Source organism: Modicisalibacter xianhensis (assembly GCF_900113605.1).
In the GTDB taxonomy this organism is placed as follows: domain Bacteria; phylum Pseudomonadota; class Gammaproteobacteria; order Pseudomonadales; family Halomonadaceae; genus Modicisalibacter; species Modicisalibacter xianhensis.
Map to the genome: position 1 here is coordinate 62,685 of NZ_FOPY01000002.1, position 25,364 is coordinate 88,048.

Below are 25,364 nucleotides of genomic sequence, written 5' to 3' on the forward strand. Positions count from 1 at the left end.
CCCCTGGAGGTCCTATGGCACAACGCATGGAATCCGAACCCGATTCAGAGAGCGAAGCCCTTCCAGAACGACGGGAGACGCTCTGGCTATTGGCACTGAGTCCCATGCTGTGGATGCTTTATTTTCTGGTGTCCTATGCCACCGCGGCTATCTGGTGCGCGAAAGTGGTGGGGCGCGATGGCTCCCTGGAGGGCGCGCGCATCGCGATCGGCGTCTACACCGTGCTCACGCTGGTGGGCATTGGCATCGTGACCTGGCGCGGCTTTCGCAAGCACAGTTTCGGCACTGCGACGGTACCACACGACTTCGATACGCCTGCCGATCGTCATCGCTTTCTCGGCTTTGCCACGGTACTGCTTGGCGGCCTTTCCGTGGTCGCTACGCTGTACGTCGCCCTGGCCATCGTCTTCATCGGCAGCTGCACATGACGCGCCCTTGCATTGCATTCATGAGCCTATGCCTATTGGCGTTTGCTCTGCTGGGGCCGCTGCTCGACCTGGCCAGGCTGAGCTTCGGCGGGCACATGGCCCTGCACATGCTGATCGTGGCGGGAGTAGCGCCCCTGCTGGCCATGGGGCTTGCTGGCAGCCGCCTCGACCCGGCCCAAAAGGCACCGAAACTATTCTCGCCTCTTCTGGCGTCAGTGCTTGAATTCCTGGTGATCTGGGCCTGGCATGCTCCGTCGCTACATCACGCCTCAAGGCAGTCGATGATCGTGTTCGCTCTCGAACTGGCAAGCTACCTGGCGGTCGGACTCCTGCTATGGTGCGCAGCCTTCGGTGGCCCACACCAAAAGGCACATGGGCGGGCGGCCACTGGCATCGCGGGATTGCTGCTGACCTCGATGCACATGACCTTGCTAGGGGTGCTGTTGGCGCTGACCGACCGTCCACTATACCGGCACTCGGGGTCAGCTCCCTGGGCACTCACACCGCTTCAGGACCAGCAAATCGGCGGGGTAATCATGCTCGGTGTCGGTGGTGCGGTCTATCTTCTTGGAGGCCTGTATCTTCTGGCCGGTCTATTGCGTGGCACTCCTGTGACGGGTACCAATTTACCGGAGAAGCGACATGAGGGTTGAGCCAACCCGAGCCCTGTTGTATCGGCTTACCACTCTCCCGCATCGGGTCATTCGATACATGGTCGGTCATGGAAAGGCGTTACTGTTGAGCTTGGCAATGCTGGGCGGCGTACTGGCCGGTGGTGGTTTTCTTGTCGTGTGGCTGGGCCTGGTACCGATCAGTGCCAGCTCGGGCCACTGGCCCGTGACTCGCTGGTTCTTGCATTTTGCCATGCGCAATGCTGTCGAAACCCAGGCGATGGGAATCAAGGCGCCTGCACTGGACGACCCGGCGCTGGTACTCAAGGGGGCCGGGCATTATGCGACCGGTTGTGCGCCTTGCCATGGCGCTCCTGGGGAACGCCAGTCGCTTATCGTGCAGCAGATGACGCCAAAACCGCCGTTCCTGCCACCCAGGATTCATGAATGGACACATGAGCAGCTGTTCTGGATCGTCAAGCATGGCGTCAAGTTCACGGCGATGCCGGCTTGGGTGAGTCTACAGCGCGAAGACGAGATATGGGCAATGGTCGCGTTCCTGCGCGAACTACCGACCCTAAGCCCCGAAAACTACGAACGCTTGGCATATGGCGAGCGTGCCGATACCGGTATCGCCAAGGAAACGACACCCGACCATCTGCGAGCGTTGAGTGACCCTCTGGGGCCAACGTTAGCCAACTGCGACCGCTGTCATGGCTCGGATGGCCTGGGTCGTGGCACCGGCGCCTTCCCCAAGCTGGCCGGCCAGAGCGAAACCTACCTACGGGCCAGCCTTCGCGCCTATGCCGATGGCGAGCGCAACAGTGGCATCATGGAGCCGATCGCTGCGGGCATTGACGAAGCGACAATGCAGGCGCTCGCAGAACATTATGCCAGCCAGTACGCCATCGCCGATCAGCCGGCCGATACACAGCGGCCCAACATCGATGGGCCAGTAGCAACGGACTTCGATCCGGCCGCAATAACACGCGGTCGCGCCATCGCCCAGCGAGGTATTCCCGAGCAGGGAGTTCCTTCCTGTACCGACTGCCACGGCCCACGGCGAGAGCCCCACAATCCTTACTATCCCAAGCTTGCCGGCCAGTACACCGACTATCTTGTGCTCCAGCTATCACTGTTCAAGTCGGGCAAGCGCGGCGGCACAGCGTATGCGCACATCATGCACAGCGCAGCCAAGGGGTTGAGTGAAGAGCAAATACATGATGTGGCGCTATACTACGCCTCGCTCAAGCAAGAAAGCCGATATCCTTCGATCCGACTAAAGCGAGGCGAGGAGCCGATATCCAGTAGTATCGAGATCTCTTCGATATACCGTGACAGGCTCATACGTTAAGCTTTACGAAAATAATGCGCTGTCTTTAAGGCTCTGCCTTACTCTATTACCGTGCGCCTTTTTAATACCATAACGACATTTTATATAAGTTACTCATCACCGGTGTTTATTGGCCTCCTATACGCCGATAGTCAACCTTGAGCCAGGTAACGACGACCACGTCGCAGCAATACCCATGAAATGGCAGTTACTCCACCAACCAGCAACAGGCCAAGGAACCGCTCATAGGCACCGTTCCATTCTGTCGGCGTTACCAAATACAGTGGCGTCAGAACTGACCAGGAAAGACCGAACCATAGGGCATACCGCCCCCATAAGCCGGATATCTCACGCAAACCGCCAATTACAAAGAAAACTGTCAGACAAACCAGCACATATAGCGTATAAACCGCATAAGTATGGACCTTCATTCCAGCATTATGGCTGCCTGCATATTGGTTGAAGAGGGCAATGACAGTGATGTCTATACTCAATAACGCAAAAAAGTTACTAGCTGCCCTCCACCTTGCTCCTGCCCAGCTCCAACGATACAGGCCAAATGCACAGGCCATCAGGCCTGCAGCAAACATGTACATACCCGAATCGACTATCCAGGCATACTGGCCCACTGCCAGTTTGCTGATGGTTTCGCTAATGGGGTCATGCTGTTCGTAGACAAGAATGCCCACCAGGTTACCGAACACTACTGCCAAGCACCCGATCAGTCCTCCCACCCCACAGACGAAAAGAATCTTCCGTTCTACTGCTGATAACATGCAGCCTCCCTGCCTTGGCAAGAGCTCCCGTCACTGCAACATAAAAAAGCGGGAGGTAGCCTCCCGCTTTATACGGCATTACTCTCTATCATCAGAATAGTTTAGACGTCCCAGAAACCATTGTCACCGGCATCATCATTGAAATCGCCGTATTCATCTTCGCTCAAGTCGCCATTTCCATCTTCGTCATAGGTGTTGAAAACACCTTCACCAAACTCATTTTCATCAAGCATGTTGTCGTCGTTGGCATCCCAAGAGTCAAAGACACCTTCATCGTCAAAGCCTGCATCAAACTCTTCATAATCGACGACGCCGTCACTGTTTGAATCCCACTCATTGAATCCAGCGTCTTGAGCAAAGGCACTACCAGCGCTCAGCAGAGAAAAAGCAATGAAAGTTCCACCGAGTCCATTAATCCAATTGCGCTTCATGCTTACCTCCTTGCTTGCGAAAGCGATGAGAAACCTTAACGGCAACTCCTTGTCCGCTTAGAATCTTCCAATAACAATGTCGTCGCAAAACCTTAACCATAACAACCAGCCTAGAAGAAGGCTTTCAGAAACGACAAGCCAAAAAGGATACTATTTGTCATGAATCGTAACTTTACTTCGGAGATGACTCGCTACCACGATAATTTATGCACTAATTTCCTCATGTCGTCGCAAATTTCCGCAATAATTAAGATGCTAATATTTTGTATTACTGAAGAAAAAAATGGGCGACATAGAGTCATAAACCTTCTATTTAATAAAGAATCATGGGCTAGGCTGGACCTAATCTAGCTTCGTTCACTGAGCGCAGGCGTACGGGCGTAACCCCCGTCAGCTCAGCGTCGACCGGAGCAGTTCCAGTTGCCATTCCATCGCCTGCCCAGATGTTGAGGCCCGGCCGAGGCGTCAGGCTACACCGAAGCTTTTAGGCCAGTGGTAGGTAGCAAGCAAGTGGCCGCTAATCGCTAGCCTGCTACGTAAGCTTATTCTTACATATGAATAGCAGATTTCTTACACGGAATCCCAACCTGCGTTAGTTCCAAAAAAATTGATCTGGATAAAATTCTTTCACGTGGACAGGGATGAACTCCACAGGGAACCCGGGCAAGGATGGCCCGAAGCACCAAGGATGCGCGAGCGGGATTGCTCGCGGTTGAGCAGCATGGAGCACTACGCTACGCAGCCCGGCCTTTCAGGCCGGGCTTTTTAATGATTTGATGGCGCCTACCCCCTACTTCGTCTTGGCCGAGACACTGCTCTGATCGTCACCCCCCGAGTCACCGGCCAGCAGCGGATTCATGCCGTCACCGAACTTTTCGGTATCGAAATTCGAGATCTGGTGCAGGCAGGTCAGGTCCAGGATCTCGATCTCGGTACGGGTCTTCTTGATGACGTTGTCCTCATGCAGCTCCTTGAGGATTCGGCTGACGTGCACGTGAGTCAATCCCAGCGCCAGGCTGATGTGCTTCTGCAGCAAGGGCAGCGTGAAGCCACTGCCGAGATCGCCGTGCACCCGCTTGATACGGTAATAGATTTCGAGAATGAAGTGTGCGATACGGCAACGTGCGTCGTTGCTCAGCACGTTGATCAGGCGGTCGGTAATGACGGCTTGCTGCCGCGCGGCAGAGGCATGGATACCCATCGCCAGGTTGGGATGAGCTTCAAAGATGTCCTTGATCCGACCGGTCGGAAACGGGCAGATGATACCGTCCGTCAACATGACGGCAGTCGTGTAGTGATGAGGAAGCGTGGCGTCGCGAATCCCCATCAGATCGCCGGGGATGAAGATATCCAGAACACGAATCGTATTTTCACCCAGGCAATGGTAGGAATAGGCCCAGCCACTGCGCAGCGTGTAGAGCTGCTCCGGCCGCATCCCCACTGTCCATAGCTCGTGCCCTTTCTTGACCTCTTGCGGGTCCTGCTCCAGCTCGGAGAGTATCTGGGCCTCTCGCTCCCCGATCGTCATGTGGTGCGACAGGTTCTGTGTGACGCAACTCTCGAAATGGTCCGCCATTCTTCCTCCTTGAAGTCTGACCTGCATATTCTGATGAGAATAGTCTATCAGCCCCCATCATCTTCTCCATCGGTTGTCATTGGGTTGCCAGATAGAGCCGGGACAGTTCGGTCAGCCCGTGTTTCATCCGTTATAGCGTTTGCCCACCGCTAGCGAAGGTGTCACGCTCAATGGAGTGTTTTTATCCCTGAATAAGGAGTGGTCATGTTCATTGCCATGAACCGTTTTCGCGTCAACCCCGAGAGAACCGAAGAGTTCGAGCAGATCTGGCTGGAACGCGAGACACACCTGAAGGGTCTGCCCGGGTTCGTCGAGTTCCACATGCTGCGCGGACCCGAAGAAGAGGATCACGTACTCTACGCCTCGCACACCATCTGGCGCTCGCGCGAGGATTTCGAGGCCTGGACACACTCCGAGGCGTTTCGCGCCGCACACGCCAACGCCGGCCAGAGCCGCCGCGAGGGGCTGTACCTGGGCCCGCCGAAATTCGAAGGTTTCGAGGTGATCCAGACGGTCGGTAATGACTGACCACACCAGCCCAGGGAGGCTGTCGACTGGGTAGCGACTCATGCAGCCTCCTGTTCCTGCGGGTAGTCCTGCGCCGACTCATTACGGTACGCCACAGCCATGGTCAGGATCGCCACACTGGCGAAGGCAGCGAAGGTGAAACGTGCCGAGGTCGACTCCATGAGCGCGCCGGCGACAGGCGCGCCGATGACCTGACCGACCGCGATCATCAGAAACGGCAGGCCGAGGCCGATAGCCGGCCTGTCGGAATAAACGTTGACGCCCCAGACCAGGTACGTTCCCGCCAGCATCATATAGGCGACGCCCAGCAGTGCAGCCGAACCCAGGGCCGTGGCCAGCGATCCGGGAAACAGGGCCAATCCCAACGTGGCGGCTGCCAGCATGACGAGAAAGAGCCGATGGACGGTAGTCACGCCAAGGCGGCGAATCAGGTCTCCGCCGGCCCCGCCCAGCAGCCCTGCGATGCCCATGACGACCCATAGCAGGCTGATATTCTCCCGCGACAGGCCGCCGACCTCGACCACGACCTCGCCGGCAAATACCCAATAGGCGGTGCTGGCAAAACCCATGCCGGTGGCAGCGTAGATCAAGGGCAGCGCGTCACGCCGCCACAGGCCATGCCCGGGCGCTTTCGAGCGGATAGCCGAGTGGCGATTCCCGCCTTGGGTCCGTGGCATGGAGCGCGCCAACCAGAAGGTTGTAGCCACGGCCATTACGGTGAACAGAAGATAGGCACTTCGCCATTGCTCGGCGGCAACCAGGGCAACTGCGCCCGACAGCGCGATGCCTACGCTGGTGCCGCTGCTGATCAAGGTGTTGGCCCGCGCCTGCCCCCGCAGCGGAATCGCACGGGCCACGACATCGGCCAGCGGCGGCGAGGCCAGCCCTGTGCTCATGCCGGCAAACAGTACGGCGAAAGACAGTGCCCAGGGCGAAGGGCTGACGGCGATCATGGCCATGCCCAGCGAGGCCGCGAGCCCGGCCATGAGCGCCACCCGGCGGGGGCCCAGCCGCTCGACCAGCAGCATGCTGAGGATGATTGCGACACAATAGCCCAGGTACGAGCCACTGCCGATCACGCCAGCGATGGTCGGCGTCATGCCCACAGTGTCACGCATACCGGGCAGAAACAGGCCATAGGCGAAGCGGGCCAGACCATAACAGACACCGGTCAGTATCAGACCGGGAAGCACGATGCGAAGGCTGGATGATGCAGTCATGTTCATGTCTGGCCCCATCCCCTGACGTGTTCAGCGTTTCGCCGGCATCGCTGCAGTTCCAGCGCAGCCAGGGCATCCTCACGCAGCGGTAGCCGCAAGGCCCATTCGATATCGCTGCGATGATGGCCCATGTCTTCGAGGATATGGTCGTCATAGGTAAGCAAGGGCAGTATATAGCGGCGGAAAATGCGTCGACGCTGCCAGGCATACCAGCGATTTTCCAGTGCCGTGATCAGCCCCAATGGCGGCATGGCCGGCATGGAAAATTCCGGTTGGGGCGAAGTGCAAGGGCGCGGCAAATTGTCGATGGCCCGGCGAACGTGTTCGAGATCGGACATGACGATATCTCCCGGCGAGTGCCAGATCATGGTTTGGCAAATTTCAGGAACGTTGAGGGTCGCGACCTCATCGTCAGGATGGCGGGCGCATTGTGTTCAATCAAACAAAAAGAACTACACTTATCTTTAAGTAATACTGAAAGGTTTGATCATGACTTCGACGCTTCCACCCCTCGAGCGCGGCACCCTGCCATTACTGGACGCCGACGTACTGCGCATGTTCGTGGCAATTGCCGAAAGCGGCAGTTTCACCCAGGCCGCCAAGCAGGTATTCCGTACGCCCTCGGCGCTGAGCATGCAGGTCAAGCGTCTGGAAGAAACGCTCGGGCAGGCGCTGTTCGTGCGCGAGGCCCGGCGAGTCACGCTGACGCCGGAAGGCGAGGTACTGCTGAGTTATGGCCGCCGGCTACTTCGGCTCAACGAGGAGGCGGTGACGCATTTCCTGGCGCCCTCGCTGGATGGCACGGTGTGCTTCGGCACGTCAGATGATGTGGGGTCGCGTATCCTGCCGCATGTGCTTGCGCGCTTCGCCCGGTCGCATCCGGGCGTTCAGGTCAACGTGGTGGTCGGCCGCAGCGTGGAGATGCTCGAACGCCTGGATCGGGAGGAGCTCGACCTCATCCTGACAACCACCGGCAACGAAGGGCCGGCCAAGGAGCGTGGAGAGATCGTGCATGCGGAACCGTTGGTGTGGGCAGGTCTGGAGGGCGGTGTCGCCGCACGGCGTTCACCGTTGCCGCTGGCCCTGGCAAGCCACGGGTGCCCTTGGCGCGGGATGGCGCTTTCCGTGCTGGACCGCATGGGCCTGGCGTACCGCATCGCCTACACCAGCGAAAGCTGCAGCGGTCAGGAAGCCGCCCTGCAGGCAGACCTCGCCGTGGCGCCCCTGCCGCAGGGTATGATACGCCCGCCCCTGCGCCGATTGGACAACGAGACCGGCCTGCCCCCGCTCGACAACTCCCAGGTCGCGATGCTCTGCCGGCCCGGCGCCGGGGCGGCAACCGATACCTTGGCCGAGCACGTCAAGGCGGCGTTTCGGGAGCTGCGCTAGAACGTGCCCGTCGTACGCAGACGCTCGCTCAACTTGCCGAGCTGGTAGAGGTCGTGCATGTAGATATCGAACTTGGAAATGGCGAAGTTCATCAGCAAGAGCACGCCGATGATTACCATCAGGATGAACTCGTCGTTGGCCCACTGCAGCGCTTCCATGGGCACTTCGTAGGCGATGGTGTAAACGCTCAAGCCGCCCAGGAACAGCACCAGCAGACAGTTCACGATGATCACGGGTAGCAGCACGCCCCGGATATCATTGCCTGGTGGGCGGGTCGTCCACGAGGCCAGGTGGCGCACCTTGAGACCACCATCGCTCACCACGTGTCGCTTGCGGCGCAGTAGCGGCTCCGCGTAGGTTTTTTGTGTGCCTTCGCGAAAGGCGACCAGTGCAATGCGGTAATCGAAGCTGCGCCCGAAGATGCGATGTGCCGCCTGGACGAAGCCTGCCGATTCGCCGGTTTCCTCGTACGCCTTCGCCTCGCGCGAAAGCGCCTCCAATTCCTCGTTCTCGGTACGGGAACGCGTGTCCTCGTCGTCAAAGTTCAGGTTGTAGTGAATATCGTAAACCTGATAGAGCGCCAGCGTGACGCCGGCGTAAATCAACACGTAGATTAAAATGCTCAGCATGGCATGCACCCGTTCGAAACCTGCCTTGGCGCGATCCACCCGAGGGTCGATGGCGAATGTCGCCAGCATCCTACCTTGGGGTGCGGTGCATTGCACCGCTTGGCCGCCCGATGCAGGGCTAATCTCGCGACTTGACCCGCAATCCCCCCGATAGTGTGATAGCCCATGCACCAACCGCTTCGGTATTCCCCCTGCGCCAGCTCAGAGGCTTCCATGCAACGCTCCATGCGAAAGATCGTGCTCATCGATAACGGCTCCCTGCGGCCCCAGGCCACGCTCAACCTGCGTCGCCTTGCCCATGCCCTGAGCCTGGCCACCGGCGAGGCCGTCGAGGCCGCCTCCCTGTTGCACTCTTTCAAGATTCCTCCCGAGCAACTCGATGGTCGCAAGGCCGTGACATTGGGGCCGCTGGCCGAGCGGTATGCGGCAGAGGGCGTGACCGAGCTGCTTGTCCTGCCCTTCTTCTTCGGCCCCAGCCAGGCGCTGACCCGCTACCTGCCCGAGCGTCTGGCAGAGGTGCAGGCCAGCTACCCGCAACTGAGCGTCAAGGTGGCCCTGCCTCTGGTCGAGACCCAGGCACCGGTGGATCTGCGCCTGGCGCGGTTGCTGGCAGACAACGTGCGCGAGCGGATAGCCGGCCTGACGCAGCCCAAGGTGGTGCTGGTCGATCATGGTAGCCCGATCCCCGAGGTCACGGCCGTGCGCAACTATCTCGCCGGCCAGTTGAGTGTGCTGCTTGGCGATGAGGTCGGCTGCGTCACCTTTGCCTCCATGGAACGCCGTGACGGTGAGGCCTACCGCTTCAACGAGCCACTGCTGGAACACCTGCTGGCCTCGCCGGCACTGGCCCACAGCGACGTGATCCTGTCCATGCTGTTTCTTTCCCCGGGCCGCCACGCCGGCGAAGGCGGCGACATCGCGGAAATCTGCGACCGGGCAGTGGCACAGTCGCCCGGACTGAACGTCGTCACGACGCGCCTGGTGGGGGAAAACGACGCCATCGTGGACATTCTCGCTACCCGCCTGCAGCAACTTCTGACCGGACAGCCGCTGCTGACGGAAATGCCAGCGGCGCAGGGGGAGCGTACCTGATGGCCCTGCTCATTACCCGTGTCGCCCCGGAATGGGTCGATTACAACGGCCACATGAACGATGCCGAGTACGCCCGGGTCTTCTCGCTGAGCGTGGAAGCGCTGATGGCGCGTATCGGACTCGACGAGGCCGGACGCGAGAAGGAGCGGTATACGCTGTATACCCTGGAGACTCACCTGTGCTATCGGCGCGAAGTCCACGAGGACCAGACTCTCGAGGTCGAGGTGACGCTGCTGGATCGCGACGCCAAGCGCCTGCACGTCTTCTTCGAGATGCGCGATAACCAGGGCAACCTACTGGCAACCAGCGAGCAGATGCTGATGGGGATGGCCACAGCTGCCGACGGGGCCCGACCGGCGCCCTTTCCCGAGTCGGTGGACCGAGCCATCTCTGAGCTACCGGTAGCCCCTATGGATGCCTGGCCGGAACTCGCCGGCCGGCGTATAGGGCTTCCGCCCAAGCGCTGATGCTGCTGGCCATACACGGGGACGCGATACCTAGCCGCCACCTTCCAGGGCGCGTCGTAGCTCGTCGCGCCAGGCATCTGCATGACGTGACGGGGCGGCGGGAAAACGCCCAAGTGCTACCGCCAGTTCGAAGAAGCCCTGCGCCGGCAGCCCCTCGCCTCGTCGACTGACAACCAGCGCGGCGATGAATGGCTCGCCCCGCTGGGCATCTTCGCGCATCAGAGTTTCCAGTGCCTGGGTCACACGCTGAATAGTGCGCGGCGGACGCAGCCCCAGCGCCTCGGCGAGCTGCCGGTAGGTCATCGGCAACGCCTCACGAGGAGTGGTCTCGAGGATCTGACGCACCTGGTCGGGCAGCGACACAATATCGGTCATGGTTTGCTCAGGCATTCGGATCGAAGAGCGCCACTTCGCGAATGTCGACCCGCTCCCATACGCGCCCGGTCATGTAGGGTTCGGTCTCGAGCCATGCCTCCAGGTCCTGCCGGTCGGCAAAACGAAAATGGGCGTTGGAGCCGATCATCCTGCCCTTGCTGTCGAGAATCGCCCCGCCACTGAGAAATTTCCCCTGCCTGGCGAGGTCACGAACGCCGTCCAGATGCGCCTCGCGGTTGGCCAGGCGCCGATCCAGGGCCGCGTTGTCGGTGTAGTCATAAGCCATCACGGCGTATTGCTTCATGTTCCGCTCCTTTCGTTCACCGTTCGCTGTCAACGCACCGCATCATGCGCCAGGCCGCCGTGCGAGACAAACCGACATAGGCGGCACACCAAGTGGGCTGCATTGAACGTTGCAATGCCCTCATGGCGCCTCGCCAGACTTGGCCCGGATCCCTGAGCGGTACTATGTTGGGAACTGTGGTAACACTCAATAAGCAACGACCCCAAGGAGGGAGTCATGACCGTTGACAATGCAAATGGCACCGGCACGGACGTCGTCGATATCCTGACCGCCGACCACCGGGAGATGACGGAACTGCTCGCCCAGGCCGAGCATACCCCGGACGCCGATCAGCGCCGGGATCTGGTCGAAACGGTAATCGCCGAGGTGATGCGTCATTCCGTTGCCGAGGAGATGTACGTCTACCCGGTGATGGAAAAGCACCTGCCCAACGGCAAGGAAGAAGCCGATCATGACAGGCAGGAGCACGACGAGATCGTGCAGGTCATGAAGAAGCTGGAAGACGCTGATGCGACCGATCCGCAGTACATGGCGCTGGTGCAGGAACTGGACAAGCAACTTCGCCACCACGCGGACGACGAGGAATCCGATCAGTTCCCCTCGCTGCGCAAGCATCTGACCCAGGACCAACTGATCGACATGGGCAACAAGGTGCAGAAGGCCAAGCAACTGGCACCGACCCGCCCTCACCCCAGCGCACCGCACTCCGAACTGTTCCACAAGAGCGTCGGCCCCGGTGTCGGCATGATCGACAGGCTCCGCGACAAGCTCACCGGACGCCAGACCGGTTAACATTACTCACTGCAAGCACTTCAAGCACTTCGCGGCCCACGCCGCGAAGTGTCCCTTCCTTCGCTGTCTTCCTTTTCGTCATTCCCTTACTGCCTGACGCAGGCCATGCGTCAGGGTGTTGTTTGTGTTCATTCTGGAGTCTTACACCCAGCCGGAACACCACGCTACCGACGAAATACTTTTTGATTAACGAATTCACCAAGTACACCAATGACATGACATCAGAGTCTGCTACTTTAAAGTTACGTCTTTAAGAGGGAACAAATATGCACAATGAAAGCCTTCTCGAAGATATCCAGGAGGTGAACCTGGCATACCTGCTCCTCGCCCAGCGCATGCTGAAGGAGGACCGGGAAACTGCCATGTTTCGCCTGAAGATCGACGAGCGCATGGCGGACCTGATGGCATCGCTTTCCATCAAGCAATTGAGCCAGATGGCACGCTCCAATCAGCTGCTGTGTCGGCTGGCGTATGTCGACCCCGACCAGCTAATGAAACTGTTCGAGAACCCACGTGAACTGGGCATGGCCCAGACCCATGCGGCCCTGCTCATGGCGGCAGACCGTTTCTCGAGTTCCGGCCACTGAGTGCCGACCCGGCGCGAGGGCGAGGGCGAGCGATGAAAAGTCTGGTCAGCGAGATGATGCAGGTGCAATTGGCGATCGAGCTTATCGAGCTTGGCGCCCGCCTGCAGGTACTCGAGACGGAAACCGAGCTGAGCCGTGCCCGGCTGATCAAGCTGTACAAGGAAGTCCGTGGCGTATCCCCGCCTAAGGGTATGCTGCCCTTCTCGACCGACTGGTTCGTCACCTGGCTGCCGAACATCCATGCCTCGCTGTTCTACAACATCTACCGTAGCCTGTGCGACGATATTCACTGCGAGCGCCTTGCGGCCTTCGTCAAGGCCTACCGGCTCTATGTCGAGCATGTCATGCTGGAGGCAAACGAACCGGTGCTCGGGCTGACGCGTGCCTGGACGCTGGTGCGCTTCTTCGAGAGCGGCATGCTACAGCTATCCCAGTGCAAGGAATGCCGTGGGCCGTTCGTCGCCCATGCCCATAGCCCCGTAAAGCATTTCGTCTGTGGCATCTGCCAGCCCCCGTCACGTGCCGGAAAGACGGTCAGGAGCCGCCAGAGCAAGTTCGATGACAATCGCAGGACAGGCACTGCCTGATTCGCGTATCGGCTCCTTTGCCCCTTGGCTTGGCCTGTCGGCTGCCGACACGTGGCGTGATGGCCAGCAGCTAAGGCGAAGAGATTTCTTCAGTAATGACCTCAGGCTGATACAAACCATCCTGCCAATATCGATGGTGGACCTACCCTGGGATGCTGGCTTTGTTGCATGATGTCCCGATTGCCCAATCGGGAGTCATCATGATGTTTATCCCCCGTGTGCGAAGCGCCATTTGTATCGTTGCCATGGTGTTGTCAGCCCCGGCCCTCGCTATCGAACCTGCCCAGCGAGCACAGGTTGCCGAAAAGAAAGCGGAAGTGCTGGAACAGGAAGCCTCGGCCGAAGGCAGCGGCCGCCCCCCCGAGCCCGACGAGTTGATCACGCGGCCCGGTGCCCAGGCAGTAGACCCTGTCGGTGAGGCGCCACTGGATGACGCCATCACTTGCCTGGCACGCTCGATTTACTGGGAAGCGAGGGGAGAAGGCGCGACGGATATGGAAGCGGTCGCTAACGTGGTGATGAACCGGCTGGGTCACGAGGGCTTTCCCGATACTGTCTGCGGGGTAGTCAAGCAGGGCTCGGAACAGGGCAACTGCCAGTTTTCCTGGTGGTGCGACGGGCGCCCTGACGAGGCTCAGGAGGAAGAGGCTTATACGGTGGCCAAGGAAATCGCTCGCAAGGCGCTGAACCAGCAATTGAGGGATCACACAGAGGGTGCACAGTTCTTTCACCACCGCAATGTGACGCCTCACTGGGCCTCGGAATTTACCCGAACATTCACGACCGATGAGATGCTCTTCTATCGGCAGGCCCGCTGACGACAGCGGGATTCATCGGGTTGAGACGTAGGCACGCGAGAAATACGAAGCCCGGATACATGCATTGTAGTGATGCATCCGGGCCAAAAACGATTCTTGTTGGTGCAGAAATTATCTGGAAGAGGGCATGTCCCCTCGGCAAAAATACTTAAATCTTCTTAATGGCTTGTTTTTGAAGGTTTTTTGTTATTATGGCGCAATATTCGTATAGTTATTGGCATGGTAGGTGCGGTAATGGCCGCTCCTGAGGTCCCATGGCAAAGATTGCGCCGGGACAAGCCACCCGTTTTCAACGTCGCCTTCAACATGGCGATAAACCGAGTGAGCTGGCGTGCTCCCCTGGTCCCCTTCGGGGGACTTTTTTATTCAAAGCCCGATGTTGTTCTTGTGACCTTTCGGTTCGGGCCGGCGAGCTGTAATGGCCCTAGTCTCCATCGCCTGCCCCCTCGAGACAACACCACCTTCGTTTAATATCGGCTCACTCGAGCATGGCTTTCAGATGTTAGTCCTCTCTTCCTGATGCCCTGTCGTATCGTCTGCTACAGCCTACACTGACATGCGTTACAACCGGGTCAGTCAAGGAAGTGGCTGTCCACGAACAGCAGTGGACTGGAACGTCGCATCGCACCCGGTTGTCGTTTCCTCGTATGCCCTCATGCTTCATACCCATGAGCGTTAATGGAGGCAGACCAACAAGGAGGTGTCATGCCGCATCAGATCACCAATCGTAGACGTAGCTACAGGAAGGCCCCGCAGCGTGAACGTTTTCTCTGGGAGGGATTGAATGCCTCGGCCTATGTCGCAGGTGCTGCGACCTTCGTTATTGGCAGTGTCTTCTTCCTGCCCTCGTTCGAATCGTACTCCAGCGCCGGCGCATGGCTGTTCATCCTGGGCTCATTGATCTATCTGGCAGTCACGGCCAATGACTTTCTCGAGACCGTCAATCATTACCGGCACTATTCATCGCACGGCAGGAAGACCGTGCTCGAATTCGTCACCTCGACGGGCTACGTCATCGGGTGCGGACTGTTTCTGGTAGGCAGTGCATTCTTTCTGCCCAGCCTGGGCCTGGAGCGCTGGGGAGCCTGGTGTTTCATTGTTGGCAGCGCCCTGTTCACCATAGGCGCGACCATCAACGTCACGCAGATCACCCAGGCCGGCTCGCTGGTTACCCTGCAACTGCTCAATGGCGTTGCCATTTCGTTCATCATCGGCTCCATCCTGTTCCTGGTGGCCTCGATCCCCTACCTCTGGTCGACCCATCATTCTTCGCTCGCCCATGCCTTGCATACCTACCTGGGCTCGCAGTTCATTTTCGCCAGCCTTCTGTTTCTCGCAGGGGGCGTGGCGAACTTCTACCGCGCCTATCGCACCCATCGCTTCCATCAAACCCAGGTTAATGGCAAGTGATGATGCTTCGCTAAGCGCCAGGCAGAAAAAAGCCCCGGCCGAAGCCGGGGCTGAACGCCATCATTACTGCTACGGATGCTGATGGACACTGGTTACATCTTGCTGCCGGGATAACCTTCACGGTGCTGCTGAGTACCGAGATGTGTTGCCTCGCCGACGACATCGGCAGAACTCGAGCGTGACGCACCGCCTTTATGCTGAGCCGTGCCCAGATGCGTGGCTTCCCCGACGACGCCCGAACTGGACGCCGGGCCGGCTGCAGCCGTTCCCACCCCAGACGTGGTTCCAGAACGATTGGTCCCGGTCACGGTATCGGTGTACTCCGGCGGAGCCGAAGTCGAGGCAGTCGGCGTTGCCGGCATGACGGTACCCGGCCGGTAGTGACGCCCCGAGGCATCATCATGCCGCTTTCTACCCAAGGTCTTGGCGTAGGCCTTGTCATAGGCCTTCTGCCCTTTGCCGCTCTGCGACATCATCAACCAACCGATGCCGACACCAATCAGTAGTACAGGGAAGGGATTCTGCTTGATGGTATTGCCAAGGTTGGAAAGGAACTCGTTGGCTCCACCGTTACGCACATGGTTGTAGGCGGAATCCACGAAGTACTTCGGCGAGAGCCGGTCTTCCAGTTCGTGGAGGGTATCGTCCAATTCTTCGCGCGTCTGGCGAATTTCCTCTTCGATTTCATCCGGACTGCGTCTTTCGTGTTTATCGCTCATTATCTGCCCTCCTTGACATGTTCACCGTGATGCCTGGCCAGGTCCTTGTCGTTTCTGAAGCTGGCCATCGTTCTCTCGGGAGCGAGCTCCAGCGTCTTGAGCTTCTTGCGTCCGGCCTGCAACAGGATAGCGCCAATGATCAGCACGACACCGCCCACGATCAGTGCCGACAGCCAAGGCGTCGAGCCATAGTCGATCACCGTGTCGAGTCCATAGACGGCAGCGGCGAGTAGCACTAGAAATCCGCTGAACAGTACAGCGCCGGCGGCAGCGATGGAGCCGGCGCCTTTCGACGCCTGGGAAGCCTTTTCGGTCATCTCGGCTTGCGCCAGACGCACTTCGCCACGAATCAGGGTTCTGACTTCGTCGGTCAGATTGGAAACCAGCGATCCCAGCATGGAACTCTCCGTACGATTTTTCTCATCATCCATGAGTGCCTCCTTGCCAGACGTGAATCCGCGTTAGCAATTACCAACGTAGACGATGATGCTGCCGTGACAATGCCTGCTATCGTTACGTTACAAACATTTTCAACTCTTTTCCTGGGTGTGGGGCGCTGCCTGTCGTCCCGGCCAGTCCGAAAGACGATGCTTGCCCATCCCCACCGGCCGGCATCGAGGAACGGTACGCAAGGGGTGCAGGCCGTAGTGCCTGGTGCAGCGCACCGGATCGGCAGGCAGTGCCGAACGACGCCAGGTCGGGCGATGCCGCAGCGATGCCTGTCGGTAGCGCATCCCGGCAAGGTATTCATCAATGAGCCTGATGAGCATGGCGGCCAGCATGGCCAGTTTTCTGAGGTTAGCCATCGATCCGATCCAGTGCCTGAGAGATTGAATGGGTATTGGGCGGCCGAACAAGACGGGTGACTTCCTCGCCGTTGTCGAGAAAGACCAGGGTGGGCCACAGCTTGATTCGAAAGGAACGTCCCAGTCGGCGCCCTCGGCCATCCGCAATCTTGAGATGGTTGACACCGGGGTGGGATTCCATGGCCGCCGCCAGGATCGGTTGCGCCGACAGGCAGAAACCGCACCAGGGCGAGCCGAATTCGAGGACAGTCGGCATTTCCATCGCGTCGATCTCCTCACGCGCTGGCTCCCGCTCCAGGTAGGTCGTGGTCATTGGCATTCCGTATCCTCCTTGACTTGATCCGTCAGCCAATGTCGCTAGCTTTGAAAGTAAGCGCTCCCCAACCCAACAACAACGACACGGAGGTCGGTATGAAACGCTCGTGTTCTTTCCTGAACCTTTCCTCTTCAACCCTAGTTGGAAGTATGGCGACTTTTCTAGTTTTCGCCGTACTCTCCTCCTCACCTGCATTGTCACAGGACACCGCCTCGCCTTCACCACAGGCAGCAGGTGACGTGCCTGGCCTGGAAGCTTCCGCCTGTGTCACGGATGCCCTGAAGGCCATGCAGGCCGAGTGCTACACCTTCCGCGGCCAGGAAGATTGGAGCGATCCCAATGGGCAGGTGGTGGAACTTCCCGTGGCCGTGATTGCCCCGGAACAGGCAGGCAACCCGGACGCCCCGCCAGTCGTGTTCTTTCCCGGCGGGCCCGGCTATTCGGTGATCGGCAACCGTGATTACGTCGAGCAGTTGCGCAAGGACATCGGTGATCGCACCTTGATCGTCATGGATCACCGAGGCTTCATCCATGCCAAGCCGACCCTGGCTTGTCCGGACTATGCCGAGGTTTCCCCCTACCACAACATCATCCACACGCCAGCCATCACGTCGTCACTGGACCCCATGGAGCGCATGGAGGCCATGACTGGCGAAGTGAGCGCCTGCTATCGCAAGCTCGAAAGCGAAGGCATCGATGTGGCGGAATATAACCAGTACGCGGTAGCGCGCGATGTCGACGAGATTCGTCGACTGCTGGGGTACGACACCATCGATGCCTTCGGCTCCTCGACGGGCAGCGGGACGGTCCTGTCCTATCTTCAGTACCACCCTGAACACGTCCGAGCGGCGATTCTCGGCTGGCCCTGGTTCACCAGCTTGCGCAACCGCTCGCCCCTGGACGAGTTCTACGTCGCCAAGCAGACCTTCAGCGACGTGCTTGCCCTTTGCACGGCGAGCAGCGAGCGCTGTCGGGAGCAACTGCCGGCTTGGTTCCTGGCCATCGACCGGGCCCGGCGGACACTGGATGATCGACCCTACGTCGCCACGGTGCAGGACGAAGGTCAGGAGAAGCGCCTGTACTTTGATGGCGCCGCGTTTCTGGATACGCTCTACCTGATGTTGCCCAGCGACTATGCCCAGCTTCCGCGCCTGGTCAACGATATCCAGGCCGGGGACTACTCTTCGCTGGGGCAATTCTTCCGCATCGATCAGTACCAGCCGGACACTGAAGCGCCCAACTACGCGCTGGGCTATTTCCTCGCTCATGTCTGCAACGACATGGGCACCAACCGCCCCACCCCAGCCGACTCACGCGCGGCGATACAACGCGAACCGGGTATCCTGGGGTTCGAGCCGCCGTGGGTATGTGCCTGGTGGGGGGTGGATGGCGACGTACCGAGCTCACATAGCGATCCGCTGCAGTCGGACAAGCCGGCGCTGTCGATTCATGGGCAGATGGACCCCTGCTGCGGCACGCGCTGGGGGGAAGTACTGTCGCGCACCATGCCCAATCTGCAGACCCTCGAAATCCAGGCCAAGGGACACAGCCCGGTGACCGAGTGCCGTTCTCAGGTGATTTCGGCGTTTCTCGATGATCCCATGGCCGAAATCGACACAAGCTGCGCTAATGAGGTACCGCTGGAGCCGTGGGCACTGCAGTGACAGGAGATGACGGCAGGGGCCAACCGCGCCGGCCCCTGCCGTATCAGTTTTAGCCTTGGGATTGGCCTTGGGTGTCCTGCTCGGGCTGCTGCTCGTTCTTAGAGCCGTCAGGGGCCACCAGATACCATTCCCCACCGAAACCATGGACGTCCTGGCCATTGACCTCGCCCGGCGCCTGATCCTTGACGAAGTAGTACAGCGGCCAACCGCCGTAGGTGACCTGGGTACTCCCGTCCTCGCGCTGGAACGTATCCACCAAGTCCTCCTGCAATTGCTCGCCGACCTGGGGCTTACCGCTTTCCAGCGTCAGTGGCGGCCAGGCCTCGGCACACTTGTCCTGACAGGAACTCTTGGCCTGGGTGTCACCCTGGCCTTGCGTATCCGTCGTGAACATGTAGAGCGTCCTGCCCTGTCCATCGGCGACATAGGCACCGTAGCCGCTAGTGGTCTGTTCAGAGAGCTGGACGCTACCCTCCGACTGGGCCAGGGCCGGCCCGGCGAACGCGACGGCGGCCAACAGCGAAAGCGACATCAGTTTCATGACTGGCACTCCTTTGACGATTGTCGCCTTCAACATAGCAGGTAGAGGCGCAGCCACGACCGGCATTTACCGTTCGTTGCACATTGAATGAAGAAACCGCTCAGAACTGCTGCATGGCCACCAGCACGACCAGATAGCGCGCGCCCTTGCCGATGGCGGTCAACACGAAGAAGATCGGGAAGGAAACCCGCAACAGGCCGGCAATGAAGGTTAGTGCATCGCCACCCACCGGCAACCAGGCCAGCAACAGCGACCACACGCCGAAGCGGTTGAACCAGCGCTGGGCATGGCCCAGCTTCTTCTCCTTGAAGGGAAACCAGCGCCGGTCCTTGTAGTGTTCCAGATAGCGCCCCAAGGCCCAGTTCACGGCCGCGCCGAGCGTATTGCCCGCCGTGGCGACCGCCAACAACAGCCAGAATTCATAACCGGCACGAAACAGACCGGCCAGCAGCACTTCGGAATAGAAGGGAAGCAGGGTCGCCGCGAGGAAGGAAGACGTGAACAGCCCGAAGTATCCCGTCACATCCGCTCCTGTCGTCTATGGGTGAATTGCGGGTTACAGCGTAGCCCCTGCCGGGCCGAGTGTCCGGCAACCATGTCAGCGTAGCAACCGGCTCAGTGTGTCGTGCCGCGCTTGCCCCCGAGGCGGCCGGCGAGCTTGACGACGCCCAGTACCACGCCACCGGCAACGATCCCGAACAGGGCATTGAGCACGGTGGTGCCCAGCGTGCCGAGCACGGCCCCGATGCCGGGGATCGCGGCTGAGGCATGCGAAACGTCCTCCATCGCGTGCTCGAGGAAAGGAATGCCATGGGTGAGAATACCACCGCCGACCATGAACATGGCGGCCGTGCCGATCACTGACAGGCTTTTCATCAGGTACGGTGCAGCACGCAGGATGGCGCCGCCGATGGCTTGCGATAGGGCGCCGGATTTCCTGTCGAGGTAGAGTCCCAGGTCGTCGAGCTTGACGATACCGGCCACCAGCCCATAGACCCCGACAGTCATGAGAATGGCGATGCTCGACATGACCGTGATCTGCTGGGTCAGGCTGGCGCCCGCAACGGTGCCCAGCGTGATGGCAATGATCTCTGCCGAGAGAATGAAGTCCGTGCGTATGGCCCCCTTGATCTTGTCCTTTTCGAAGGCCACCAGGTCAACGTCGGGATCGTTGAGCGCCTTGACCTGCTCGTCATGGTGGGCCTTATCCTCATCCTTGCTGTGCAGGAACCGGTGCGCCAGCTTCTCGAAGCCCTCGTAGCACAGAAAGGCGCCACCCAGCATCAGCAACGGGGTCACTGCCCAGGGAATGAAGGCGCTGATCAGCAGGGCCGCCGGCACCAGGATCAGCTTGTTGAGGAACGAACCCTTGGCCACTGCCCAGACCACCGGCAGTTCGCGGTCTGCCTTGACGCCGGTGACCTGCTGGGCATTGAGCGCCAGGTCGTCGCCGAGCACGCCAGCGGTCTTCTTGGCCGCCACCTTGGTCATCACCGACACGTCGTCAAGAATGGTCGAAATGTCGTCGATCAGGGTCAGTAAGCTTGCACCGGCCAACAGCGGATCCTCTTCGATGGGTTACGCTGGCTCAGCATAAGCAATTGGCGGTGTCGCCGCCATCGCCGCGGTGTCACGATAGCGCACGCAGACGCTGCAGGTAATCGTCGGCCACCTGTTGCAGGTTCTCACGCTGGCGGGCCGCCTGCTCTCGCGAACGGCCATCAAGGGCGCTCAGATTGGCATCCACATTGAGCAGCACGGCACTGAGCCCCGAATGCAGCAACATGCCCCCGGCAATCACGTCGCTCTGCAGATAGGCCTCGGTCAACGGCCGCGCATCCAGGGACAGCGCCAGGCCATCCAGGCAGGCATCGGCGGTGACCAGTGGGATTCGATTCACCTCCCGCGTTGCCACGTCCAAGGCTTGGTCTCGCTGCTCACGCTGGGTCTCGTCATCCTTGGGCATGCGCAATGCCTCCAGATAGCCTTCAAAGGCCTGCATATCGCCGTCGGCATGATCGGCCAGCGTTTCCAGCAATTGTTCCGCACGCTCGAGCAGACGCTGGCGATCGACGCTCGGTTGCTTGTCGTTGCTGATCTTCAACCCTTTCATGATCAGCGCCACCCCGAAATCGGCAGACGCCGCCGCAGCAGCACCGCATCCCGGGCTGGAGCGTTGCACCACGGCTTCGCGAAAGTCGAGCAGTGGCAGGGTCCATAGACTTTTAGGTGTTGTCATGGGCGCTCCAGCCGGCTTACCTGACCATCGCGCGAGAGTCGGTAGGTCTCGAGGTCACGGGCCAGGTAGAGCGTGTTACGATAATGGTTGCGCGCTTCGCGCTCGACGTCGCCGATGTTGGGAACGACCCCGCGTTTATCGTGGTAGCGCGGGCTGAAGTGGGTGAGGATCAGGTTGGGCAACGCCATGGCCTGGGCGAACGTCGCCACGGCAGCCGCCGTGCTGTGCTGGTTGTCGGAGCCCAGGCGTTCGACGACGTCCTCGGTGTAGGTCGCCTCGTGAACCAGCAGGCTCGCCCCGAGGCAGGCGGCCTCGAGTCGCGAGGGGGCGTCGTTATCGCCGCCGATCACGACCTTTCTCGCCGGACGGCTGGGTAGCAAGACCTCATCGCTGCGCACCTGCGTGCCGTCGTCCAGGGTCACGTCCTCGCCGCGGTGCAGCCGCCCCCACGCCGGCCCCCTCGGCACGCCGAGGGCGTCCAGACGCTCGGTGTCCAGTTGGCTTTCCACGCCACGTTCATGAAAGACGAAGCCGTAAGATGCCACGCCATGCGAGAGCTTGACGGGCTCCACGCTGAAATCGGGCAGGCTTAAGCGCGCGTTTACCGCTTCCACCGCAACGAATTCCAGCGGAAAGGTCAGGTGCAGCCCGGTCGTGGCCTGGATGGCGTCGAGATAATCGCGAATCGCTGCCGGCGCAATGATAGTAAGGGCATGGCGACGCCCAGACATCGAGGCACTGGCCAGCAAACCGGGCAGACCATAGCAATGGTCGCCGTGCACATGAGTGATGAGCACGGCATCCAGCCGATGCAACGACAATGGGGTCTGCATGACACGATGCTGGGTGCCCTCGCCGCAATCGACGAGATACCAGGCTTTGCCACTCTGTTTCTTGATCGCGGCAGCCGTGACGTTGCGCTTGCGTGTCGGCACTCCGGCCGAGGTACCTAGAAAAACGACGTCCATGGTCCTGTTCGTTCAATCCCTTGATCCGATTCATCACAGCGTAGTGTGCAGCACGGGTCTGCACCAAGCGTCACGGCGATTATGTGTCGCCAGCAATGCTCCTTATACTGCGGGCAATTCTGGCGATTTCATGACGAGGCAAGCATGCGTATAGCGATCTACGGTACGGGCGGTGTCGGCGGGTATTTCGGGGGTCGTCTCGCCGAAGCCGGCGAGGACGTGACCTTCATTGCTCGTGGCGAGCACTTGGCGGCGATCCAGCGAGACGGCCTGAGCGTGAAGAGCGTGGCCGGCAGTTTTCACGTCGCCGTACAGGCAACCGATGATCCCGCCACGGTGGGCGAGGTGGATTGCATCATTCTGGCCGTGAAGGCCTGGCAGGTCACCGACGCCGTCGAGGCCATGCGGCCAATGATTGGCCCCGGTACCTTCGTGGTACCGTTCGAGAACGGTGTGGAAGCTGCCGACCAGATCGCGGCCGCGCTGGGCGAACGACACGCCGTCGGTGGCCTGTGCGGCATTCTCGCCTATCGCGACGCACCCGGGCATATCGTGCATGCAGGCGTCGACCCGTTCGTGCGTTTCGGTGAGCGGGACAATCGTCCCAGCGAACGTCTCGAGGCGCTCAAGGCCTGCTTCGAGCGCGCCCGTGGCGTCCAGGCCGAGATCCCCGACAATATCAACGTGGCGATCTGGAGCAAGTTCCTGTTCATCTGCGCCATGAGCGGAATCGGCGCGATTACCCGGGCGCCCATCGGTGTGTGCCGTCAACTGCCACAGACCCGACACATGATCGAGCAGATGCTCGACGAGATCTATCAGGTCGGCCGGGCACGAGGCGTCGCCCTGCCGGACAACGCCGTGCCACAAGCGATGAAGTTCATTGACGCCCTACCCGCATCAGGCACCGCTTCCATGCAACGCGACATTATGGACGGTCGCCCTTCCGAGATGGAGTCGCAGAATGGCGCGGTGGTACGGCTGGGTGAGGCGAGCGGCATCGCGACGCCGATCAATGCCCTGGTCCATGCCGCGCTGCTCCCCCAGGAACTGGCAGCGCGCGGCGAGACCCCGTCGACCTAAGCCATCCCGGAGGAAAAGCGTCAATGCCCAACCTCTACCTGGTGCGAGGCCTGCCCGGTGCGGGCAAGACCAGCTTGGCGCGCAGCATTGTCGATCCGTCGCGGGTGTTCGCAGCGGACGACTATTTCTACGATAACGAGGGCAATTACCACTTCGATGCGGACCGCCTTTGGCCAGCGCACCGCCACTGTCAGCTCGCCGTCGCCAAGGCGATGGAGAACGGTGAAGATATTGCCGTGGCCAATACCTTCACCCGTACCCGGGAAATGAAGCCCTACATGAAGCTGGCCGAGGCGCACGGCTACCGGGTGTTCTCGCTGATCGTCGAGAACCGGCATGGCAGCAGCTCGCTCCACGATGTTCCAGAAGAAGATATCGAACGCATGCGGCAGCGCTTCAATGTCCGGCTGTAAGTACGCCGGCAAACGGCCAGGGCGGGACGAGTGCTCCCACCTTGGCCGTTATCGAACCAGACTCTTCCTCAGGGACGGCAGACAAAATAGTCGTTTTGGATATCGTGTTCGAGCTGGTGCACCGTCACATCGGTGAAGCCCGCGCGGTCGAAGTATTCCAATGCCCTCTCGCGCCCCCACATGGTACCCAGCCCCTCCCCGCCCTGGGCCAGCGACACCGTCATGCAATGCGTGACGGATACCGCATACAGCAGCGCTCCCAGTGGGTGCTCGCGGTCCAGGTGGTGATGGCTCGAGGCATGGATGTCCTGGGCGATGTAGACCCCACCGGGCTTCAGGCTGCGATGGATGCCACGCAACAGCGACAGCGGGCGGGCCTGGTCGTGGATGCCGTCGAAGGTGGTGACCAGGTCGAAGGCTGCCGGCTCGGCCGTGGTGTCGAAATCCGACAGGTCGCGGACCGTGAAGGCGACGTTCGCCAGGCCCAAGGCGTCAGCCTGCTGGCGCGCCCAGCCGATGGCTTCTTCCGAGAGGTCGTAGCCTACGAAGCCGCTGGCCGGGAAGCGCTCGGCCAGCTTCAGCAGCGCCCTGCCCCGGCCGCAGGCACAGTCGAGCACGTCGATACCGCTCTCGAGCCGCTCGATCAGGCCCGGAGCCAGCGGCAGGATGCTGTCCAGCAATGCCGGCAACACCGTCTGGGCACTGTCGGTCGCCATGACTTCGTGGAATCTCGGGTAGCGGGCATAGGGCACGCCCCCACCCTCGCGAAAACAGATAATCACCTCGTCTTCCACGGCGCCCAGCAGGCTCAGGAACTGCGCATACACGGCCAGGTTGGCCCCCTCGATATCGGTCAGGCGTGCGGCATGGGCATCAGGCAGCCAGTAGCGCTGTGTCTCCGGGTCGGTCTCGATGACGCCACCGGCCACCATGCCGCCCAGCCATTCGCGAACGTAGCGTTCTACGAGCCCGAGGCGGTCGGCGACTTCCTGACTGGTCTGTGGGGGCTGGCCGCGCAAGGCCTCGAACAGTCCGGTGCGGTAGCCGATCGAGGTCAACAGCATCAGCCCGCTCTCGTTGAGAGCATTGACCAGACGCGCTTCGAAGGTATCGGTGGTTGGCTCGATGGCCGGCGTGGGTAGAACGTTGCACATGAGTCTTCTCCTTATTGTCTGCCATTCATGGCGAAGTGCAGGAGAAGGCTAGCGCTGGACGTGAGCGTGCACTAACGTGAATTGGGACGTAAACGAGGCTTTTCTGCC

The 25,364-nt window shown here is 60.2% G+C and carries 33 protein-coding genes; 15 read left to right on the forward strand and 18 right to left on the reverse strand.

Features of this window, described 5'->3' with window-relative positions; all coding sequences use genetic code 11:
• Positions 1 to 14 precede the first annotated feature (14 nt).
• Genes BM194_RS02105 through BM194_RS02115 form a run of 3 tightly spaced genes read left to right on the forward strand, consistent with a single transcriptional unit; the run spans position 15 to position 2,393 of the window.
• Positions 15 to 428, forward strand: coding sequence for a hypothetical protein (locus BM194_RS02105; protein ID WP_218155346.1), 414 nt, complete (start codon positions 15 to 17; stop codon positions 426 to 428).
• Positions 425 to 1,081 (forward strand): cytochrome c oxidase assembly protein, encoded by a 657-nt coding sequence (locus tag BM194_RS02110; RefSeq protein ID WP_092843160.1) that lies wholly within the window; start codon positions 425 to 427, stop codon positions 1,079 to 1,081. Before BM194_RS02105 ends, BM194_RS02110 begins: the two co-directional genes overlap by 4 nt.
• A complete protein-coding gene (locus tag BM194_RS02115; RefSeq protein WP_218155347.1) occupies positions 1,071 to 2,393 on the forward strand; it encodes a c-type cytochrome in 1,323 nt (440 codons plus the stop codon). The genes BM194_RS02110 and BM194_RS02115 overlap by 11 nt, the downstream gene beginning before the upstream one ends.
• 131 nt (positions 2,394 to 2,524) lie before the next feature.
• Here the strand turns inward: BM194_RS02115 and BM194_RS02120 are convergent, their stop codons facing one another.
• The 3 genes from BM194_RS02120 to BM194_RS02130 form a co-directional block, all read right to left on the reverse strand.
• Entirely contained in the window at positions 2,525 to 3,148 is a 624-nt protein-coding gene (locus tag BM194_RS02120) for a DUF998 domain-containing protein (protein ID WP_092843164.1), read from the reverse strand.
• A gap of 101 nt (positions 3,149 to 3,249) precedes the next feature.
• Entirely contained in the window at positions 3,250 to 3,579 is a 330-nt protein-coding gene (locus BM194_RS02125; RefSeq protein ID WP_092843166.1) for an EF-hand domain-containing protein, read from the reverse strand.
• A gap of 790 nt (positions 3,580 to 4,369) precedes the next feature.
• Complete coding sequence (locus BM194_RS02130; RefSeq protein ID WP_177223316.1) at positions 4,370 to 5,155, reverse strand: Crp/Fnr family transcriptional regulator; 786 nt, start codon at positions 5,153 to 5,155, stop codon at positions 4,370 to 4,372.
• 204 nt (positions 5,156 to 5,359) lie between these two features.
• On the opposite strand from BM194_RS02130, the gene hmuQ reads away from it, so the two are divergent.
• The gene (gene hmuQ, locus BM194_RS02135) at positions 5,360 to 5,683 is read left to right on the forward strand and encodes a heme-degrading protein HmuQ (RefSeq protein WP_092843170.1); all 324 of its coding nucleotides are present in this window, start codon (positions 5,360 to 5,362) and stop codon (positions 5,681 to 5,683) included.
• A gap of 38 nt (positions 5,684 to 5,721) precedes the next feature.
• Here hmuQ and BM194_RS02140 read toward each other — a convergent pair whose 3' ends face one another.
• Together BM194_RS02140 and BM194_RS02145 are read right to left on the reverse strand one after the other, a co-directional pair.
• Complete coding sequence (locus BM194_RS02140; RefSeq protein ID WP_177223317.1) at positions 5,722 to 6,903, reverse strand: MFS transporter; 1,182 nt, start codon at positions 6,901 to 6,903, stop codon at positions 5,722 to 5,724.
• A gap of 2 nt (positions 6,904 to 6,905) precedes the next feature.
• On the reverse strand, positions 6,906 to 7,241 hold the full coding sequence (locus BM194_RS02145) for a hypothetical protein (RefSeq protein WP_092843175.1): 336 nt from the start codon (positions 7,239 to 7,241) through the stop codon (positions 6,906 to 6,908).
• Positions 7,242 to 7,392: 151 nt separating this feature from the next.
• Here BM194_RS02145 and BM194_RS02150 point away from each other — a divergent pair, with 151 nt between their 5' ends.
• Complete coding sequence (locus tag BM194_RS02150; protein ID WP_177223318.1) at positions 7,393 to 8,292, forward strand: LysR substrate-binding domain-containing protein; 900 nt, start codon at positions 7,393 to 7,395, stop codon at positions 8,290 to 8,292.
• On the opposite strand, the gene BM194_RS02155 is transcribed toward BM194_RS02150, so the two are convergent.
• Positions 8,289 to 8,990: a hypothetical protein gene (locus BM194_RS02155; protein WP_244890849.1), complete on the reverse strand. Its 702-nt coding sequence runs from the start codon at positions 8,988 to 8,990 to the stop codon at positions 8,289 to 8,291. The genes BM194_RS02150 and BM194_RS02155 overlap by 4 nt on opposite strands.
• A gap of 156 nt (positions 8,991 to 9,146) precedes the next feature.
• On the opposite strand from BM194_RS02155, the gene BM194_RS02160 reads away from it, so the two are divergent.
• Both BM194_RS02160 and BM194_RS02165 read left to right on the forward strand, forming a co-directional pair.
• Entirely contained in the window at positions 9,147 to 10,013 is an 867-nt protein-coding gene (locus BM194_RS02160; protein WP_092843687.1) for a sirohydrochlorin chelatase, read from the forward strand.
• Positions 10,013 to 10,480, forward strand: a complete 468-nt coding sequence (locus BM194_RS02165) for a thioesterase family protein (protein ID WP_092843179.1) — start codon at positions 10,013 to 10,015, stop codon at positions 10,478 to 10,480. Before BM194_RS02160 ends, BM194_RS02165 begins: the two co-directional genes overlap by 1 nt.
• A gap of 30 nt (positions 10,481 to 10,510) precedes the next feature.
• Here BM194_RS02165 and BM194_RS02170 read toward each other — a convergent pair whose 3' ends face one another.
• Together BM194_RS02170 and BM194_RS02175 are read right to left on the reverse strand one after the other, a co-directional pair.
• Positions 10,511 to 10,855, reverse strand: coding sequence for a hypothetical protein (locus BM194_RS02170; protein ID WP_092843181.1), 345 nt, complete (start codon positions 10,853 to 10,855; stop codon positions 10,511 to 10,513).
• Between the two features lie 7 nt (positions 10,856 to 10,862).
• On the reverse strand, positions 10,863 to 11,159 hold the full coding sequence (locus tag BM194_RS02175) for a YciI family protein (protein WP_092843183.1): 297 nt from the start codon (positions 11,157 to 11,159) through the stop codon (positions 10,863 to 10,865).
• 216 nt (positions 11,160 to 11,375) lie between these two features.
• On the opposite strand from BM194_RS02175, the gene BM194_RS02180 reads away from it, so the two are divergent.
• The 5 genes from BM194_RS02180 to BM194_RS02200 all read left to right on the forward strand — a co-directional run bounded on the left by BM194_RS02180 (position 11,376) and on the right by BM194_RS02200 (position 15,353).
• Entirely contained in the window at positions 11,376 to 11,951 is a 576-nt protein-coding gene (locus tag BM194_RS02180; protein ID WP_092843185.1) for a hemerythrin domain-containing protein, read from the forward strand.
• 266 nt (positions 11,952 to 12,217) lie between these two features.
• A complete protein-coding gene (flhD, locus tag BM194_RS02185; protein ID WP_092843187.1) occupies positions 12,218 to 12,538 on the forward strand; it encodes a flagellar transcriptional regulator FlhD in 321 nt (106 codons plus the stop codon).
• Positions 12,539 to 12,570: 32 nt separating this feature from the next.
• Positions 12,571 to 13,125 (forward strand): flagellar transcriptional regulator FlhC, encoded by a 555-nt coding sequence (gene flhC / locus BM194_RS02190; protein ID WP_092843189.1) that lies wholly within the window; start codon positions 12,571 to 12,573, stop codon positions 13,123 to 13,125.
• Positions 13,126 to 13,325: 200 nt separating this feature from the next.
• Positions 13,326 to 13,943, forward strand: a complete 618-nt coding sequence (locus BM194_RS02195; RefSeq protein WP_092843689.1) for a cell wall hydrolase — start codon at positions 13,326 to 13,328, stop codon at positions 13,941 to 13,943.
• A 705-nt stretch (positions 13,944 to 14,648) separates the two neighbouring features.
• Positions 14,649 to 15,353: a YrhK family protein gene (locus BM194_RS02200; protein ID WP_092843191.1), complete on the forward strand. Its 705-nt coding sequence runs from the start codon at positions 14,649 to 14,651 to the stop codon at positions 15,351 to 15,353.
• A gap of 92 nt (positions 15,354 to 15,445) precedes the next feature.
• On the opposite strand, the gene BM194_RS02205 is transcribed toward BM194_RS02200, so the two are convergent.
• The 4 genes from BM194_RS02205 to BM194_RS02220 all read right to left on the reverse strand — a co-directional run bounded on the left by BM194_RS02205 (position 15,446) and on the right by BM194_RS02220 (position 17,197).
• Positions 15,446 to 16,072 (reverse strand): DUF3618 domain-containing protein, encoded by a 627-nt coding sequence (locus tag BM194_RS02205; RefSeq protein ID WP_092843194.1) that lies wholly within the window; start codon positions 16,070 to 16,072, stop codon positions 15,446 to 15,448.
• Entirely contained in the window at positions 16,072 to 16,503 is a 432-nt protein-coding gene (locus BM194_RS02210; protein ID WP_092843196.1) for a phage holin family protein, read from the reverse strand. Before BM194_RS02210 ends, BM194_RS02205 begins: the two co-directional genes overlap by 1 nt.
• A 99-nt stretch (positions 16,504 to 16,602) precedes the next feature.
• Complete coding sequence (locus tag BM194_RS02215) at positions 16,603 to 16,878, reverse strand: hypothetical protein (RefSeq protein ID WP_092843198.1); 276 nt, start codon at positions 16,876 to 16,878, stop codon at positions 16,603 to 16,605.
• Positions 16,871 to 17,197 carry a thioredoxin family protein gene (locus tag BM194_RS02220; protein WP_092843200.1) on the reverse strand — a complete coding sequence of 109 codons (327 nt, stop codon included), beginning with the start codon at positions 17,195 to 17,197 and terminating at the stop codon, positions 16,871 to 16,873. The genes BM194_RS02215 and BM194_RS02220 overlap by 8 nt, the downstream gene beginning before the upstream one ends.
• A gap of 146 nt (positions 17,198 to 17,343) precedes the next feature.
• On the opposite strand from BM194_RS02220, the gene BM194_RS02225 reads away from it, so the two are divergent.
• Positions 17,344 to 18,858, forward strand: a complete 1,515-nt coding sequence (locus tag BM194_RS02225; RefSeq protein WP_244890850.1) for an alpha/beta fold hydrolase — start codon at positions 17,344 to 17,346, stop codon at positions 18,856 to 18,858.
• Positions 18,859 to 18,907: 49 nt separating this feature from the next.
• Here the strand turns inward: BM194_RS02225 and BM194_RS02230 are convergent, their stop codons facing one another.
• From BM194_RS02230 to BM194_RS02250, 5 genes are all read right to left on the reverse strand, one after another.
• Positions 18,908 to 19,399, reverse strand: a complete 492-nt coding sequence (locus tag BM194_RS02230; RefSeq protein WP_166670989.1) for a COG4315 family predicted lipoprotein — start codon at positions 19,397 to 19,399, stop codon at positions 18,908 to 18,910.
• A 100-nt stretch (positions 19,400 to 19,499) separates the two neighbouring features.
• Complete coding sequence (locus tag BM194_RS02235) at positions 19,500 to 19,922, reverse strand: YqaA family protein (RefSeq protein WP_092843204.1); 423 nt, start codon at positions 19,920 to 19,922, stop codon at positions 19,500 to 19,502.
• 92 nt (positions 19,923 to 20,014) lie between these two features.
• Positions 20,015 to 20,956, reverse strand: a complete 942-nt coding sequence (locus BM194_RS02240) for a DUF808 domain-containing protein (RefSeq protein WP_092843206.1) — start codon at positions 20,954 to 20,956, stop codon at positions 20,015 to 20,017.
• Positions 20,957 to 21,029: 73 nt separating this feature from the next.
• A complete protein-coding gene (locus BM194_RS02245; protein ID WP_092843208.1) occupies positions 21,030 to 21,638 on the reverse strand; it encodes a cyclodeaminase/cyclohydrolase family protein in 609 nt (202 codons plus the stop codon).
• A complete protein-coding gene (locus BM194_RS02250) occupies positions 21,635 to 22,606 on the reverse strand; it encodes an MBL fold metallo-hydrolase (RefSeq protein ID WP_092843210.1) in 972 nt (323 codons plus the stop codon). The genes BM194_RS02245 and BM194_RS02250 overlap by 4 nt, the downstream gene beginning before the upstream one ends.
• Positions 22,607 to 22,750: 144 nt before the next feature.
• Between BM194_RS02250 and BM194_RS02255 the strand changes: the two genes are divergently transcribed.
• Both BM194_RS02255 and BM194_RS02260 read left to right on the forward strand, forming a co-directional pair.
• The gene (locus tag BM194_RS02255; RefSeq protein ID WP_092843211.1) at positions 22,751 to 23,689 is read left to right on the forward strand and encodes a 2-dehydropantoate 2-reductase; all 939 of its coding nucleotides are present in this window, start codon (positions 22,751 to 22,753) and stop codon (positions 23,687 to 23,689) included.
• Positions 23,690 to 23,712: 23 nt separating this feature from the next.
• On the forward strand, positions 23,713 to 24,102 hold the full coding sequence (locus BM194_RS02260; RefSeq protein ID WP_092843213.1) for an AAA family ATPase: 390 nt from the start codon (positions 23,713 to 23,715) through the stop codon (positions 24,100 to 24,102).
• Positions 24,103 to 24,170: 68 nt separating this feature from the next.
• On the opposite strand, the gene BM194_RS02265 is transcribed toward BM194_RS02260, so the two are convergent.
• A complete protein-coding gene (locus BM194_RS02265; protein ID WP_092843216.1) occupies positions 24,171 to 25,256 on the reverse strand; it encodes a class I SAM-dependent methyltransferase in 1,086 nt (361 codons plus the stop codon).
• Positions 25,257 to 25,364 lie beyond the last annotated feature (108 nt).